The following is a 15619-nucleotide window of genomic DNA, read 5'->3' as shown; positions in this document are numbered from 1 at the left end:
CGCTCCCGGTGCTCCGGTCGTCCACGTAGGACGCCAGGGCTGCTGGCAGCGCTGGTCACCGCGGCCGTGTTGGCCACCGGTACCGCATACGCCGCACCCGGGAACGCCCGCAGCGCCCCGCTGCTCGACCCGCACGACCCCAACGGGGCCTGGGCCGGCTACAGCCTGCCCGGCACCCGCAGCGCCCAAACCCCGCAGCTGCCCGCGGGTGTGGTGTCCGGAATGGACGTCAGCGGTCACCAGGGCGATGTGGACTGGCCTCGGGCCTGGGCCGACGGTGCCCGCTTCGCCTACGTCAAGGCCACCGAGGGCTCCGGGTTCCGCAACGGCAGCTTCAACCAGCAGTACAACGGCTCGCACGAGGTCGGCATGGTGCGCGGCGCGTACCACTTCGGACTGCCCGACCGCTCCAGCGGTGCCCAGCAGGCCAACTTCTTCGTGGACAACGGCGGTGGCTGGCACCGCGACGGCCGGACCCTGCCGGGCGCGCTGGACATCGAGTACAACCCCTACGGCGACGGCTGCTACGGGCTGGACCCGGCCGCGATGTCGCGGTGGATCGCCGACTTCTCCAACACCTACCACGCCCGCACCGGCCGCTTCCCGGTCATCTACACCACGACCGACTGGTGGAACCGCTGCACCGGCGCCAACCCCGACTTCGCCGCGAACAACCCGCTGTGGATCGCCCGCTACGCCCCGCAGATCGGCGAGCTCCCGGCCGGTTGGGACTACCAGAGCATCTGGCAGCACGGCGACCAGGGCCCGCTGCCCGGTGGGCAGGACGCCTTCAACGGCAACGCCAAGCAGCTGCGGCGCTTCGCATCCTGATCGTCCCTCCCAACGGCGATGTGGGCCGCTCCCGGGGTTCCGGGGGCGGCCCACATCGTGTTCGGTCACTTCCCGAGCAGGTCCGGCGGGATCGGCCGGTCGTTGGCGATCGCGTCGAACATCCGCGCGGCGCCGTCGGAGTCCCAGACGATCACCGAGCCGCCGTTGGCGTCCCGGCCGAAGCGGCCGAACGGCACGCTGGTGGTCACGCCCTCGCCGCCGCTGATGTCGCCCAGCGCCAGCGCCAGCGACGCCAGGTGCCACAGGTGGTCGCCGTCGTCGACCAGGAACGTCTTGCTCGCGCCCGAGGCCAGCGGGAACAACCGGAACGGGTTGAACAGCGTGGTCGGGCTGGTGGCCTGCTTGACCAGGGCGCCCAGCAGCTTGCGCTGGTTCTCCGCGCGCTCCAGGTCGCCGCCCTGCAGCGAGTAGCGGGCCCGGACGAAGCCCAGCGCGCTGGGCCCGTCCAGCGTCTGGCAGCCGGCCTCCAGGTGGACGTTGGCCATGTCATCGTTCATCGGCTTGTCCAGGCACATCTCCACCCCGCCGACGGCGTCGACGAGGTCGGCGAACCCGCCGAAGCCGATCTCGGCGTAGTGGTCGATGTGCACCCCGGTGGCCTGCTCCACGGTCTGCGCCAGCAGCTGCGGGCCGCCGAAGGAGAAGGCCGAGTTGAGCTTGGTCTTGCCGTGGCCGGGGATGGACACGTAGGAGTCGCGCGGCAGGCTGATCATCGCGGGCTGCCCGCCACCGCTGGGGATGTGCACCAGCATCATGCTGTCGGTGCGGCGCCCACCGGCGTCACCGGCCGAGAGCTCCTCCCGCCGCGCGTCGTCGAGGCCCTCGCGGCTGTCCGAGCCGACCAGCAGCCAGTTGGTGCCCGAGGAGTCCGGGGACTGGCCCTCGAAGTCCAGCGCCGCGGTGCGCTGCAGGGTGCTGTCGAAGTAGATCACCAGGCCGCCCAGCAGCAGCACCAGCACGACCAGCGTGATGCCGATGCGCCGTCCCCACCGCTTCTGGCGGCGCGGCGGGCGGGGTGGCGGCTCGTCGTCCACCGGCGGCCGGTGTCCCCGCCGGGGCGGCGGGGGCGGCGGTGGACGACGGCCCGGCGGTGGCCCGTCCGGGCGACGGGCGCCGCGGTAGTAGTCGTAGCCGCCGCCCTGCGGCTTCCGGCCTCTCGGCTGCTGACCAGCCGACCAGTCGCTCATGCTCACACCTGCGTCGGTCCAGTGCGGGCGCGTCCCGCACTCGTCGATCGTTGGCGTGCAGCATTCCAGACGACCGGCCACCGGGCAGCCCCCGCTATCGAACGGTGACCAGCACCCGCGCGTTTGGGCTGGTGGCGGGCGCGAGGCCCAGATCACACCCGCCACCCCGGGTCGCTGGTCAAACTGCCGCGGCGACCGCCTCGCCCCACAGCCCGACCGCTTCGTCGACCTGGTCGGCGCTGACGATCAGCGGCGGGATCATCCGCACCACGTTGCCGTGCGGGCCGCAGGTCAGCAGCAGCAGGCCGCGCTCGGCGGCGGCCGCGTGCGCGCGGGCCGCGGTGGCGGCGTCCGGCGTGCCGTCCGGAGCGGTGAACTCGTTGGCCAGCATCAGCCCGAGCCCGCGCACGTCGCCGATCACCGGGTGCTGCGCGGCGACGCCGCGCAACCCGTCGCGCAGCCGCTGGCCCTGCTCGGCGGCGTTCTCCACGAGCTTCTCGTCGCGGACCACGTCGAGGGTGGCGATCGCCGCGGCGGCGGCCACCGCGTTGCCGCCGTAGGTGCCGCCCTGCGAACCCGGCCACGCCTGGCTCATCAGCTGCTCCGGCGCGGCGATGGCCGAGATCGGGAAGCCGCTGGCCAGGCCCTTGGCGGTGATCAGGATGTCCGGTCGCAGGCCCGCGTGGTCGTGGCCCCAGAACCGGCCGGTGCGCCCGACGCCGGTCTGCACCTCGTCGACGATGAGCAGGATGCCGTGCCGGTCGGCGCGCTCGCGCAGGCCGGTGAGGAACTCCGGGGGCGCCGGGAGGTACCCGCCCTCGCCCAGGACCGGTTCGACGATGATCGCCGCGGTGTCGCGGGGGGCGCTGACCGTGACCAGGAGCTGGTCGAACTCGGCCAGCGCGAAGCGCACCGCCTCGGCCTCGCTGCAGCGGTGCCGGTAGGGCTCGGGGAACGGGGTGAACACCACCCCGGGCATCATCGGGCCGATCCCGGCGCGCACCTTGGTCCCGGAGCTGGTCAGCGCCCCAGCACCCATCGTGCGGCCGTGGAAGCCGCCCTGGAGGGCCACGATGTTCTGCCGCCCGGTGGCCTGCCGCGCCAGCCGCACCGCCGCCTCGACGGCCTCGCTGCCGGAGTTGACGTAAAACAGCCGGTCCAGGCCCGTCGGCAGCACCTCGCCGAGCCGCTCGGTCAGTTCGAGCAGCGGGCGGTGCATGACTGTCGTGTACTGGCCGTGGATCAGGGTGCCCACCTGGCGCTGCGCCGCCTCGACCACGCGCGGGTGGCAGTGCCCGGTGCTGGTGACCCCGATTCCGGCGGTGAAGTCCAGGTACCGCCGGTCCTGCTCGTCGTAGAGGTAGATCCCTTCACCGCGGGCGGCCAGGACCGGCGTGGCCTGCTTGAGCGCCGGCGAGAGCTCAGCCATGATCGACTCCAAGCGTTGTGAAAATGTAGGATTGTCGACAATCTCGGGTGTCATGCAACCATCACCGAGCGTCGCTGTCCACCGTCCGAGCCGGAAGGGTTCGCGCTGCCATGACCATTTCCACCGAACAGCACCCTCGAGAGGCCACCGTCGTCGAGGCCGCCCCCAAACAGCTGCTCATCGGCGGCAAGTGGCGCCCGGCCACCGCCGACCGCAGCTACGAGGTGGAGGACCCCTCCACCGGCCGGGCGCTGTGCTCGGTGGCCGACGCCTCCCCCGCTGACGGGCTGTCCGCGCTCGCCGCGGCGGCCGAGGCGCAGCCGCGCTGGGCCAAGCACCCGCCCCGCGAGCGCGGGGAGATCCTGCGCCGCGCCTACGAGCTGATCATGTCCCGGCACGAGGACCTGGCGCTGCTGATGACCCTCGAGATGGGCAAGCCGCTGACCGAGTCCCGCGCCGAGATCACCTACGCCGCGGAGTTCTTCCGCTGGTTCGCCGAGGAGGCGGTGCGCATCGGCGGAGACTACGCGGTGGCCCCCAACGGGACCGGGCGGTTCCTGGTGATGCGCCAGCCGGTCGGCCCGGCGCTGCTGATCACCCCGTGGAACTTCCCGATGGCGATGGGCACCCGCAAGATCGGCCCGGCCATCGCCGCCGGCTGCACCTCGGTCATCAAACCCGCCCACCAGACCCCGCTGTCGATGCTGGCGCTGGCCGAGATCCTGCAGGAGGCGGGCCTGCCCGACGGCGTGCTCAACGTGGTCACCTCCCGCCGCGCCGGTGAGCTGATGGAACCGATGATCCGCGACGGACGCGCCCGCAAGCTGTCGTTCACCGGCTCCACCGCGGTGGGCCGCAAGCTCATCGAGCAGTCCGCCGACCAGGTGCTGCGGGTGTCCATGGAGCTGGGCGGCAACGCGCCGTTCCTGGTCTTCGCCGACGCCGACCTCGACGCCGCGGTCGACGGCGCGATGCTGGCCAAGATGCGCAACGTCGGCGAGGCCTGCACCGCGGCCAACCGGTTCTACGTGCACGCCGACGTGGCGGAGGAGTTCTCCCGGCGGCTGGCCGAGCGGATGGCGGGCCTGCGGATGGGCCGCGGCGTCAGCGACGACGTGCAGGTGGGGCCGCTGATCGACGACGCCCAGCTGGGCAAGGTCACCGACCTGGTCGACGACGCCGTCCAGCACGGCGCCGAGGTCGTCACCGGCGGCGGGGCCGCCGACGGCGACGGCTACTTCTACCGGCCCACGGTGCTGGCCAACGTGCCGGTGCAGGCCCGGATGAGCCGGGAGGAGATCTTCGGGCCGGTCGCGCCGATCACCACCTTCACCGACGAGCAGGCGGTCATCGCCCAGGCCAACGACACCGAGTACGGCCTGGTCAGCTACCTCTACACCCGGGATCTGCAGCGCGCGCTGCGGGTCTCGGAGGCGCTGGAGAGCGGCATGGTCGGCCTCAACCAGGGCATCGTGTCCAACCCGGCGGCGCCCTTCGGCGGGGTCAAGCACTCCGGTCTGGGCCGGGAGGGCGGCAAGGTCGGCATCGACGAGTTCCTGGAGACCAAGTACATCGCCATCGGCGGCCTGTGACTCGCCGCGTCGGCGATTTCAATGGAATTCGCACGTCTGATTTCCATTGAAATCGCGGCGTCGCCGGACGGCTGTCGGCGTGTCGGGCCGCGACACGCCGACAGCGCGGCGGGATCAGCTCGCCAGGGAGCCGTTGAGGCGCTCCAAGGCGTCAGTCATGTGGGCTTCGAGGCGTTCGAGCAGGAGCTGCTCGTCGCCCGCCTCGATCGCGTCCACCAGACCCTTGTGCTCGTCGACCAGCGCCTGGACGTCGGCGTGGTACTTGTCCTGCAGCGCCGTCAGGCACATCCGCTTCTCCACCAGCAGCGTCTGCGCCATGCGCTGCAGGCGCGCGCTGCCGGAGACCCGCACCAGGGTCTCGTGGAACTCCTGGTCGGCGTCGGCCAACTCTATCGGGTCGCCCTTGCCCGCCGCCGCGACCATCCGGCTCTGGGCCGCGGTCAGCTCCGCCACCGCCTCCACCCGGTGGTGGCGCACGATCTGCTCGCACGCGGCGCGCTCCACCGCCAGCCGCGCCAGGTAGATGTCCTGCACGTCGGCCGCGTCCAGGTCCATCACGAACAGCCCGCGGTGCGGTTCGCTGCGCAGCAGCCCTTCGGCGACCAACCGCTGCATCGCCTCCCGCAGCGGTCCCCGGCTCACGCCCAGCCGGGCGGCCAGCTCGGCCTCGCCCAGCTGGCTGCCCGGGGGCAGCGATCCGTACATGATCGCCGCGCGCAGCTGGTCGGCCACGATCGCCGCGGTCGACTTGCGCTGCACCGGCTCTAACTCACCCGGCTGCTGGTACTGCTCGTCGGTCCCGAGCACCTGACACCATCTCCTCAATCCGGGGAGCCACTGCGCTCCCCGCCTGTTCCGCTGCGGAACAGCTCTCCCAATCCATCGCGCGCCTGCTGGGCACCGGCCAGCCGCAGCGCCTCCCAGGCGCTGACCTGGTTGGCGGTGAGCACCGGCTTGCCCAGCTCCTCCTCCAGCTCGTCCAGCCACGCCGCGGTGTGCAGCGCGGTGTCCGGCATCAGCAGCGCATCGGCCCGGTCGTCGTCGTTGGCCGCGGCGAAGGACAGCACCTCGTCGCGCCCGAGCGTGCCCACCTCGGCGGCGGTGATGATGCCCCGGCTGGACAACCGCACCACCTCCAGGTCGGCGGCCTGCAGGAAGTCCTCGAACTTCGCGGCCACATCGGCCGGGTAGGTCGCGGCCACCGCGACCCGCCGCAACCCCAGCCGGGCCGCGGCGTGCACGAACGCGAACGAGGTGCTGGAGGTCGGCAGGCCGGTCACGGCCTGCAACTTCTCCACCTGCTCCCGCGCGCCCCGCCAGCCGAAGACGAAGCTGCCCGAGGTGCACGCCCAGATCACCGACTGCACGCCGCGGGACAGCAGCTCGCGGGCGCCGTCGGCCAGCACCTCCTCGGAGCCGATGTCCAGCAGCGCGTCCACCCGGTGGGCGTCCTCGCGCATGAGGGTGTGCACCAGCGGCAGGCGGACGTCATCGCCGAGCAGGCGTTCGAGGGTCGGGTAGTCGTCTTCGGCGCTGTAGCCGGGGTAGAGAATTCCTGCGGTGTGCGGCACCGGGTGCTCCATCCTTGTCGACGTCGGAATGCCACCGCCGCGAACCATCAGGCGACCGGTCGATTGTTGACAATGTTACCGCACGGTTCGCCGCGGTCATGTGCTCGTGACTCGATCTTTACGCGGCAGGCGCGTCCACTGCCTGCAGCAACCGCTGCTCGGGAGCCACGGCCTGCAGCTCCATCAGGCGCAGCGCGGCCCAGATGGTGACCTGGTTGGCGGTGAGCACCGGCTTGCCCAGCTCCTGCTCCAGCGGACCGATGATGTCGTAGGTGGGCAGGTTGGTGCAGCTGACGAACATCGCCTCGGCCTCCGGCCGGTCGGCGGAGCGCACGATCTCCACCACCTGCCGGTAGTCGACCTTCCAGATCTGGCCGAGCAGCCCCAGCCCGACGCTGGCCACCACCTCGATGCCGTACTCGTCGAGGAAGTCGCGCAGCCGGTCGGTCACGCTGGCCACGTAGGGCGTGGCCACCGAGATCCGGCCGATGCCCAGCATCTGCAGCGCCTGCACCAGCGCGCCCGACGCGGTCACCGCCGCCGGGGCACCGGCCTGCAGCATTACCTCGACCAGCGTGCGCTCCCCGGTGGCCCCGTTGACGAAGCTGCCGGAGGTGCAGGCGTAGGCCACCACCTCCGGCTCCGGGACCAGCAGGTCGCGGGTCGCGCTGTGCACCGCAGCCTCGTCGGAGACGAGGTTGGCCTGCTCGACGGTCACCGGTACCGGCACGAACGCGGTGCGGGTCAGGTACAGCGACACCTCCGCCGGGGTCCACCGCCACAGCTCGCGGTCCAGCGCCAGGTCGAACGGAGCGATCACGCCCACGCCGCGCTGCGGCTGCGGGCCGGGCACCGCCCCGAGGAAGTCAGGCGGCATGTCGGCGCTCCCGTCAACTCTCGAAGCGGTCGTAGCGCAGGGTTTCGCCTACGCTGCCCGAGCGCCAGACGTCGTTGCACGCCTCGGCCATCCGGTCCAAACCGTCGACGATGGTGGCGTAGACGTTGCCGGGCACCCAGCCGACGTCGCCGTTGAGCAGCAGGTTGTTGCGCCCGTAGAAGATCGCCAGGTCGATCACGCCCGGAAGCTCGTGGATGCCCTTCTCCTCCTTGAACGCCCGGTCCAGCATCCCGCCGGGGAAGGAGAAGTAGACGACGTCGCCGGGGATCGGGGTGACCGTGGGGTTCTCCTGGCCGGGTTCCTCCGCGGCGAACCGCGGCACCATCGTGTAGATCTCGTTGCGCGCGTACTTGGCGTGGTGCACCGGCCCGACCTGCGGGAGCGCCTGCCACACCGCCTCGCAGGTCCGGGGGGCGTCCTTGTCCAGCAACTCGGCCACGCAGGACACACCGCGCTTCTCCAGCGTGATCGACAGGTACCTGGGCATCGTGATCTTCCGTTCGCAAGGAGTGGGGACTGTTGACTCATCTCCTCCGGTCCCGCCCGCGGGACTGGGCGGGAATCACCTCGTCCGCCGAGGGTACCCGTGGATTGTTGACAATCCTACGAGCGCTTCCTAGCGTGTCAATGCCTCCGCCCGAGTGTGTTTTCCCAGGCCTGCGACCGGAAACCCGCCCGAAACGCGCCACGCCCGCGCCGCGCCGCAACCGGCGCCCGGCCCCCACCAGCCCCTAAGGTCGGCACATGATCAACCGCACTCCCACCGTCGTGGCCCTGCACGGCGGGAACCCGCCCGCGGAGCTGGCGCGCATCGGAGCCAGCACCGAACTCCGTTACGCCGAGGCGCACGAGCTGCCCACCGCCGTGGTCGGCGCGGACGTGCTGTTCGTCTGGGACTTCCGCTCCGGGGCGATCGCCGACGCCTGGCCGCACGCCGACTCCCTGCGCTGGATCCACGCCGCCAGCGCCGGGGTGGACCGCCTGCTGTTCCCCGCCCTGCGCGACTCCGAGGTGGTGCTGACCAACTCCCGCGGCGTCTTCGACCAGCCGATGGCCGAGTACGTCCTGGGCACCGTGCTCGCCTTCGCCAAGGACATGCACACCACGCTGCGCCTGCAGGACCGCAAGCAGTGGCAGCACCGCGTCACCGAACGCATCGCGGGCAAGTCCGTGCTGGTCGTGGGCACCGGGCCGATCGGCCGCGCCATCGCCCGCCAGCTCACCGCCGCCGGGCTGCGCGTCTCCGGCGCCGGGCGCACCGGCCGCGCCGAGGACCCCGACTTCGGCGACGTGCACGCCTCCGACGACCTCGCCCACGTCATCGGCGCCTTCGACTACGTCGTGCTGGCCGCGCCGCTGACCGAGAAGACCAAGGGGCTGGTCGACGCCGAGGTCCTCGCCCACTGCCGCCCCGGGGCGCGGCTGATCAACGTCGCCCGCGGCGAGCTCGTCGTGGAGGACGACCTCGTCGCCGCGCTGCGCGCCGGGCAGCTGGCCGGGGCCGCGCTCGACGTCTTCGAGTCCGAACCGCTGCCGGAGAGCTCGCCGCTGTGGGAGATGCCCGGTGTGCTGGTCTCCCCGCACATGTCCGGCGACACCGTCGGCTGGGTCGACGAGCTCGTCGACCTGTTCCTCACCAACCTGCGCGCCTTCACCGACGGCGCGCAGCTGACCAACGTCGTGGACAAGCAGCGGGGATACATCAGCGGAACGGAGAACTGAATGGCCGACACCCAGCCCGCCGACCTCACGGCTCCCGAACTGCTCGCCGCCTACGCCGACGGCGAGCTGTCCCCCGTGGAGGCCACCGAGGCCGTCCTGCACCGCATCACCGAGGCCGATCCGGCCGTCAACGCCTACTGCCTGGTCGACGGCGAGCGGGCGCTGCAGCAGGCCCGCGCTTCCGAGCAGCGCTGGCAGCGCGGCGAGCCCGCGGGACGGCTGGACGGGGTGCCGACCTCGATCAAGGACATCTTCCTCACCGAGCACTGGCCGACGCTGCGCGGCTCCCGCACCATCGACCCGCACCAGCGGTGGAGCGTCGACGCCCCCGCCGTGGCCCGGCTGCGGGAGCACAACGCCGTGTTCGTCGGCAAGACCACCACCCCGGAGCTGGCGTGGAAGGGCGTCACCGACAGCCCGCTGACCGGCATCACCCGCAACCCGTGGGACCCCGCGCGCACCGCGGGCGGGTCCAGCGGCGGCGCGGCCGCGGCCGTCGCGACGGGCATGGCGCCGCTGGCCATCGGCACCGACGGCGGCGGTTCGGTGCGCATCCCCGCCGCGTTCTGCGGCATCGTCGCGCTCAAGGCCACCTACGGCCGGATCCCCCACTACCCCGCCAGCCCCTACGGCACGCTCGCCCACGCCGGGCCGATGACCACCACCGTCACCGAGACCGTCCTGATGCTCGATGTGCTCTCCGAGCCCGACGTCCGCGACTGGTCCGCGCTGGAACCGCCCACCACGTCCTTCGTGGACGGTCTCGAGGGCGGGGTGCGCGGGCTGCGCGTCGCGGTGAGCCTCGACCTCGGCTTCGACATCGCGGTGCACCCGGACATCGCACGGGCGGTCACCGACGCCGCGCGGGTCTTCGAGGACCTCGGCGCGGTCGTCGAGCAGGCGGACCCGGGCATCACCGACCCGGTGGCGGACTTCCACGTCCTGTGGTTCTCCGGCGCGGCCAAGTCGGTCGAGCACCTCACCGCCGAGCAGCGCGAACTGCTCGACCCCGGGCTGCACGAGATCTGCCAACAGGGTCTGACCTACTCCGCGCAGGACTACCTGGAGGCCACCAACACCCGCATGCTGCTCGGCCAGCGGATGGGGGCCTTCCACCAGACCTACGACCTGCTGCTGACCCCGACCGTGCCGATCCCGCCGTTCGAAGCGGGCTGCGAGGTCCCGCCCGGGTCGGCCGAACCGCGCTGGACGAGCTGGACGCCGCTGACCTACCCGTTCAACATGACCCAGCAACCGGCCGCGAGCGTCCCGTGCGGACAGACCGAGGACGGCTTGCCCATCGGGCTGCAGATCGTCGGCCCGCGCCACGCCGACGCCACCGTCCTGCGCGCCGCCCGCGCCTTCGAGCAAGCCCGCCCCTGGCAACGCGCTCCGCGCTGAACCGGCCGATGTGGAGGGTCGCCGATCAGGACGACCCTCCACATCGGCCGATCACGTGAGCGTGAGCATGCTGGCCACGCCGAGCGCCGTCACCAGCGCCGTCGAGCAGGCGCCCAGGGCGAACGCCTTGGGGCCGTTGCGTAGCAGCGCCTTGATGCGGACACCGAAGCCCAGGGCGAACAGCGCACCGGTCAGCAGGACCGTCGTCAGCTGCTTGGCCCCGTCGAGCACCGCCTCCGGCAGCACACCGGTGCTCCGCACCGCCACCGCGACCAGGAATCCCAGCACGAACAGCGGCATGATCGGCGGGCGCTTGCCGCCACCGGTGCTGCGCCGCCGCTCGGCCAGGCTGACCAGCGCCACCATCGGCGCCAGCAGCACCACGCGGCTGAGCTTGACCACCACCGCGATGGCCACCGCCGCCGCGCCCGCCGGGGACGCCGCAGCGACCACCTGAGCCACCTCGTGCACGCTGCCCCCGGCGATCCGCCCGACCTGCTCGGCCGACAACCCCAGCGCCGCGAACAGCGCTGGCAGGCCCAGCATCGACACGGTCCCGAACACCGTCACCATCGCCACGCTGGTGGCCACGTCCTCGTCCTCGCGGTCGACCACGCTCTCCATCGCCGCCACCGCCGACGCCCCGCAGATCGAGAACCCCGTCGCCACCAGCATCGACAAGCCCCGCGAAACCCCCAGCAACCGACCGAGCAGCAGCGTGCCCGCGAAGGTCAGCGCCACGATCAGCAGCACCGCCACCACCGTGCCCGCGCCCAACCCCAGCACCTGCGTCACCGACAGCTGCAGCCCCAGCAGCACCACACCACCGCGCAGCAGTTTCTTCGTCGACCAGGCGATACCGGCCCGCGCCGCCACCGGGAACCCGGGCACGTTCCCCGCCACGATGCCCACCACCACCGCCACCGTCAGCGCGCTCACCGCCGGGAGCAGACCCGCGATCGCCATCGACACCACGATCGCCGCGGCGGTCACGGCCAGCCCCGGCCACAACACCGCGAAACCCGCCCGCGGAGCGTTCAACGTCTTCGTCACGACTGCCAGGTTCGCCGTCCTCACCGCCGCGCAGTAGCCGTGATCTGCGCAGGACGTCATAGCCAGATGGAATGCCGGAGCTGCACCGCAGCCGCACCCTGCGCGGTGTCCCCGGTGCACCCACCTACCCTGGAGGAATGACCCCGCCCGACCCCGAATCGCTGCGCCTGCTCGTGCTCGTCGGCGAGCTCGGCAGCATCGGCGCCGCCGCGGCCGAGCTGCAGGTCAGCCAGCCCTCGGCCAGCAAGCGGCTCAGCCGCCTCGAACGCCAGCTCGGCCTGCCGCTGGTGCAGCGGACCCGCCGGGGCTGCACGCTCACGGCCGCCGGGGTCATGGTCTGCGACTGGGCCCGGCAGGTCCTCGCCCACGTCGACGGCCTGATGAACGGGGTGCGTGCGCTGCGCGCTCAGCAGCAGGCGACGCTGCGCGTGGCAGCCAGCATGACCATCGCCGAGTACCTGGTGCCGCGCTGGCTCAGCCAGCTGCGCGTCGCCCTGCCCGACGTGCACGTCGAACTGGACGTCGCCAACTCCGTCGCGGTCGCCGAGGCGGTGCGCCACGGCGGGGCCGACATCGGCTTCATCGAAACCCCGACACCACCCGAGGGCGTCTCCGTCCGGTTCGTCACCCGCGACCGGATGATCGTGGTCGCCCCGCCCGGGCACCCCTGGACCCGGCTGCGCCGACCGCTGACCGCCACCGAACTGGCCGCCACCCCGCTCATCGTGCGCGAACACGGCTCGGGCACCCGCGAAACCCTCCACCGCGCCCTCACCGAGGTCGGGGCGGAACCGGTCACCCCGCTGCTGGAACTGCGCTCCACCACCGCGGTCCGCAACTCCGTCGTCGCCGGTGCGGGCCCCGCCGGGCTCAGCGTCCTGGCGGTGGCCACCGACCTGGCCGAACACCGCCTGGTCGAGATCCCGGTCGCCGACCTCGACCTGCGCCGACCGCTGCACGCCGTCTGGCGCGCCGGGCTCCGCCTCACCGGCTCCGCCGCCGCCCTGCTGGCCACCGCCACCCGCACCGGGGACTGACCCAGCGGATCAGTCCTCGTCCAGCGCGGACATGACGTGCTTGATCCGGCTGTACTCCTCCAGGCCGTAGCGGCCGAAGTCGCGGGCCGAGGCCGAGTGCTTGAAACCGCTGTGCGGCATCTCCGCCGCCAGCGGGTGGTGGGTGTTGATCCACACCGTGCCCGCCTGCAAGCTGCGCGACACCCGCATCGCCCGCGCGTGATCGCGCGTCCACACGCTGGCCGCCAGCCCGTAGCGCACGCCGTTGGCCAGCTGCACCGCCTCCTGCTCGGTCTCGAAGCGCTGCACCGTCAGCACCGGGCCCAGGACCTCGTTCTGCACCAGCTCGTCGTCCTGCTCCACGCCGACCACCACCGTCGCCTCGTGGAAGAACCCCCGCTCACCCCGGCGGTTGCCCCCCGCCAGCACCTGCGCGTGATCCGGCAACCGGGCCAGGTGCGCCTGCACCAGCTCCAGCTGGCCGAGGCTGTTCAGCGGGCCGAACCCGGCATCCGGGTCCTGCGGCGGCCCCGGCCGCATCGCTTCGGCCCACCGCACCAGCTCGGCCACCAGCTCCTCGTACACGCCCGGACCGGCCAGCACCCGGCTGGCCGCCGTGCAGCTCTGGCCCGCGTTGCCGAACGCCGCAACCGCGATCCGCCGCGCCGCCCGCGCCACGTCGGCGTCGTCGAACACCACGGCCGGGGCCTTGCCGCCCAGCTGCAGGTGCGCGCGCTTGAGGTCGGCCGCCGCCGACCCCGCGACCTCCATGCCCGAGCGGACCGTGCCGGTGATCGAGAACATCCCCGGCACCTCGTGCGCCACCATCGCGCGGCCGCTGTCCCGGTCGCCGCAGATCAGGTTCAGCACCCCGGCCGGCAGCTGCTCGCCCGCGATCTCGGCGAGCAGCGCCGAGCTCACCGGCGTGGTCTCGGCGGGCTTGAGCACCACGGTGTTGCCCGCGGCCAGCGCCGGGGCGAACTTCGCCGCCGCCAGCAGCAGCGGATGCGTCCAGGACGTGACCTGCGCGCACACCCCGATCGGCTCGCGCCGGGAGAACGAGGTCAGCCCCGGCTGGTACTCGCCGCCCGCACCGTCCTCCTGCACGCGCGCCGCCCCGGCGTAGAAGCGGATCAGGTCCACCGCCAGCGGCAGCTCGTCGTCGCGCACCACCGACCATGGCTTGCCGGTGTTGCGGCACTCGGCCAGCACCAGCTCCTCCGCGCGGTCCTCCATCGCGTCGGCGACCTCCAGCAGCACCTGCTGGCGCTGCCGCGGGGTGGTGCGCGACCACGGCTCGAAGGCCGAGGCCGCCGCCGCCATCACCGCGTCCACGTCCATCCAGCGGGTCAGCGGACTGGTGCCGTACTCCTCGCCGGTGCTCGGGTCGACCAGCGGCAGGGTCTCCCCCGCCAGGGTCCCCGCGGGTTCGCCGTCGACGTAGTTGTGCAGTTCCAGCGCCGTGGTCAAGGACAACCTCCATCGCTGTGCCGACCGCCGTTGGCCGACCGGGTGCCACGTCCGCCGCCCGACCCTATCCGCCCAACCGCACCAGTGGGGCGGGGCGCGCTCAGCCGATCGACTGCCGGTCCCGCAGCCACCACTGCGCCGCGGTGCCCACCGCCAGCAGCACCAGCACCGGGGCGAACGCCCACCGGTAAGCCTGCGCCGCGGGCAGGAACGACACGAACTGCAGCACCACGCCCACCAGAAGCTGGATCAGCACCGCGGCGCTGAACCCGCCCATGTTCACCACGCCCGAGGCGGTTCCGGAGCGGTGCTCGGCGTTGGCCATCCGCGCGCCGTCGAAGGCCAGCATGGCCGATCCGCCGCCGACGCCGATGATCACCAGCGCCACCACCAGCACCGGCATCGGCAGCACGCCCGGCCAGGCGACCAGCAGCGCCCACACCGCCACCACGGCGCAGGACAGGCCCAGGGTGAACCGGTCGCGCCGCACCGGGTTGCCGGAGACGAACTGCCCGGCGAACCAGGACCCCGCGATGAAGCCCAGCACGCTGAGCAGCAGCAGCGAGCCGACCTCGGCCTGGCCGTGCCCCTGCGACTCGGTCAGCCACGGCCCGCCCCACAGCGTCGTCACCGCGACGAACTGCGCCATCAGCACGAAGTGCACCCAGAAGGAGTGCTTGGTGCCCCGCTGCGCGACGACGTGGCGCAGGGTGTGCGCGACGCGCTCCGGCTCCGGTGCGGGCTCGCCGGTGACCGCGGCGTGGTCCGGCCGGTCGCGGATCGCCAGGCCCGCCACCAGCGCCAGGCCCGCGGTCAGCACCGCCGCTCCGGCGAAGGTGGGCACCCAGCCGAGGCTGTGCAGGGCGAGGCCCAGCGGCAGCGTGGAGACCACCTGCCCCAGGCCACCGGCCAGGCCGGTGATCGCCGCGACCTTGCCGAACCGGTGCGGCGGGAACCAGTGCGCGGCCAGGCGCAGCACGTTGGTGAACATGAACGCGTCGCCGAAGCCGATCAGCATCCGACCGGCGATGCCGCCGACGATCGAGCCGCTCACCGCGAACACCGCCGACCCCGCGGCCAGCGCGACCATGCCGCCGGTGATCACCTTGCGCGGCCCGAGCCGGTCGGCCAGCAGCCCGGACGGCACCTGCAGCACCAGGTAGATGCCCAGCTGCAGCGCCGAGAACAGCGACAGCATCGCCGGGCCGATCGCGAAGCGCTGCAGCGCTTCCGGCGCGGCGACGCCGAGGCTGGCGCGGTGGAACAGGGCCGCGCAGTAGCAGATGGCGCCGATCCCCCACACCAGCCACGCGGTGCGCGATGAGGTGCCGTGGTCGGCCCGCGTTCGGGCGGGTTGCGGGGCGGTGGCCGTGCCGGACAACTCGGAACTCCTCTCCGGGAAAACTTGTATTCACCATAGATACAAGT

At 72.5% G+C, this 15619-nt stretch carries 14 protein-coding genes; 5 read left to right on the top strand and 9 right to left on the bottom strand.

Going from position 1 to position 15619, the window contains the following annotated elements; genetic code table 11:
- Nucleotides 1–51 precede the first annotated feature (51 nt).
- The gene (locus F1721_RS11055; RefSeq protein ID WP_150066937.1) at nt 52–831 is read left to right on the top strand and encodes a lysozyme; all 780 of its coding nucleotides are present in this window, start codon (nt 52–54) and stop codon (nt 829–831) included.
- A 65-nt stretch (nt 832–896) separates the two neighbouring features.
- On the opposite strand, the gene F1721_RS11050 is transcribed toward F1721_RS11055, so the two are convergent.
- Both F1721_RS11050 and F1721_RS11045 read right to left on the bottom strand, forming a co-directional pair.
- Nucleotides 897–2039 (bottom strand): LCP family protein, encoded by a 1143-nt coding sequence (locus F1721_RS11050; RefSeq protein WP_150066541.1) that lies wholly within the window; start codon nt 2037–2039, stop codon nt 897–899.
- A gap of 178 nt (nt 2040–2217) precedes the next feature.
- A complete protein-coding gene (locus F1721_RS11045; RefSeq protein ID WP_150066540.1) occupies nt 2218–3468 on the bottom strand; it encodes an aspartate aminotransferase family protein in 1251 nt (416 codons plus the stop codon).
- A gap of 110 nt (nt 3469–3578) precedes the next feature.
- Here F1721_RS11045 and F1721_RS11040 point away from each other — a divergent pair, with 110 nt between their 5' ends.
- Nucleotides 3579–5060: an NAD-dependent succinate-semialdehyde dehydrogenase gene (locus F1721_RS11040; RefSeq protein WP_150066539.1), complete on the top strand. Its 1482-nt coding sequence runs from the start codon at nt 3579–3581 to the stop codon at nt 5058–5060.
- Nucleotides 5061–5174: 114 nt separating this feature from the next.
- On the opposite strand, the gene F1721_RS11035 is transcribed toward F1721_RS11040, so the two are convergent.
- From F1721_RS11035 to F1721_RS11020, 4 genes are all read right to left on the bottom strand, one after another.
- Nucleotides 5175–5867 carry a GntR family transcriptional regulator gene (locus F1721_RS11035; RefSeq protein ID WP_150066538.1) on the bottom strand — a complete coding sequence of 231 codons (693 nt, stop codon included), beginning with the start codon at nt 5865–5867 and terminating at the stop codon, nt 5175–5177.
- 14 nt (nt 5868–5881) lie between these two features.
- A complete protein-coding gene (locus F1721_RS11030; RefSeq protein ID WP_452603523.1) occupies nt 5882–6631 on the bottom strand; it encodes a maleate cis-trans isomerase family protein in 750 nt (249 codons plus the stop codon).
- Nucleotides 6632–6749: 118 nt separating this feature from the next.
- Nucleotides 6750–7508: a maleate cis-trans isomerase family protein gene (locus F1721_RS11025; RefSeq protein ID WP_150066536.1), complete on the bottom strand. Its 759-nt coding sequence runs from the start codon at nt 7506–7508 to the stop codon at nt 6750–6752.
- A 13-nt stretch (nt 7509–7521) separates the two neighbouring features.
- Entirely contained in the window at nt 7522–8016 is a 495-nt protein-coding gene (locus F1721_RS11020; RefSeq protein ID WP_150066535.1) for a DUF3830 family protein, read from the bottom strand.
- Between the two features lie 257 nt (nt 8017–8273).
- On the opposite strand from F1721_RS11020, the gene F1721_RS11015 reads away from it, so the two are divergent.
- Both F1721_RS11015 and F1721_RS11010 read left to right on the top strand, forming a co-directional pair.
- The gene (locus tag F1721_RS11015; RefSeq protein WP_150066534.1) at nt 8274–9251 is read left to right on the top strand and encodes a D-2-hydroxyacid dehydrogenase; all 978 of its coding nucleotides are present in this window, start codon (nt 8274–8276) and stop codon (nt 9249–9251) included.
- Nucleotides 9252–10652: an amidase gene (locus tag F1721_RS11010; RefSeq protein WP_150066533.1), complete on the top strand. Its 1401-nt coding sequence runs from the start codon at nt 9252–9254 to the stop codon at nt 10650–10652.
- 51 nt (nt 10653–10703) lie between these two features.
- Here F1721_RS11010 and F1721_RS11005 read toward each other — a convergent pair whose 3' ends face one another.
- Entirely contained in the window at nt 10704–11618 is a 915-nt protein-coding gene (locus F1721_RS11005; protein ID WP_246154774.1) for a YeiH family protein, read from the bottom strand.
- A gap of 224 nt (nt 11619–11842) precedes the next feature.
- Here F1721_RS11005 and F1721_RS11000 point away from each other — a divergent pair, with 224 nt between their 5' ends.
- Nucleotides 11843–12742, top strand: coding sequence for a LysR family transcriptional regulator (locus F1721_RS11000; RefSeq protein WP_150066531.1), 900 nt, complete (start codon nt 11843–11845; stop codon nt 12740–12742).
- A gap of 9 nt (nt 12743–12751) precedes the next feature.
- Here F1721_RS11000 and F1721_RS10995 read toward each other — a convergent pair whose 3' ends face one another.
- Nucleotides 12752–14191, bottom strand: coding sequence for an aldehyde dehydrogenase family protein (locus tag F1721_RS10995; protein ID WP_150066530.1), 1440 nt, complete (start codon nt 14189–14191; stop codon nt 12752–12754).
- Nucleotides 14192–14291: 100 nt separating this feature from the next.
- Entirely contained in the window at nt 14292–15572 is a 1281-nt protein-coding gene (locus F1721_RS10990) for an MFS transporter (protein ID WP_211840424.1), read from the bottom strand.
- Nucleotides 15573–15619 lie beyond the last annotated feature (47 nt).

Source organism: Saccharopolyspora hirsuta (assembly GCF_008630535.1).
Taxonomy (GTDB): Bacteria; Actinomycetota; Actinomycetes; order Mycobacteriales; family Pseudonocardiaceae; genus Saccharopolyspora; species Saccharopolyspora hirsuta.
Note: the sequence above shows the minus strand (reverse complement) of the source record. Positions and strands in the feature narration are given on the sequence as shown.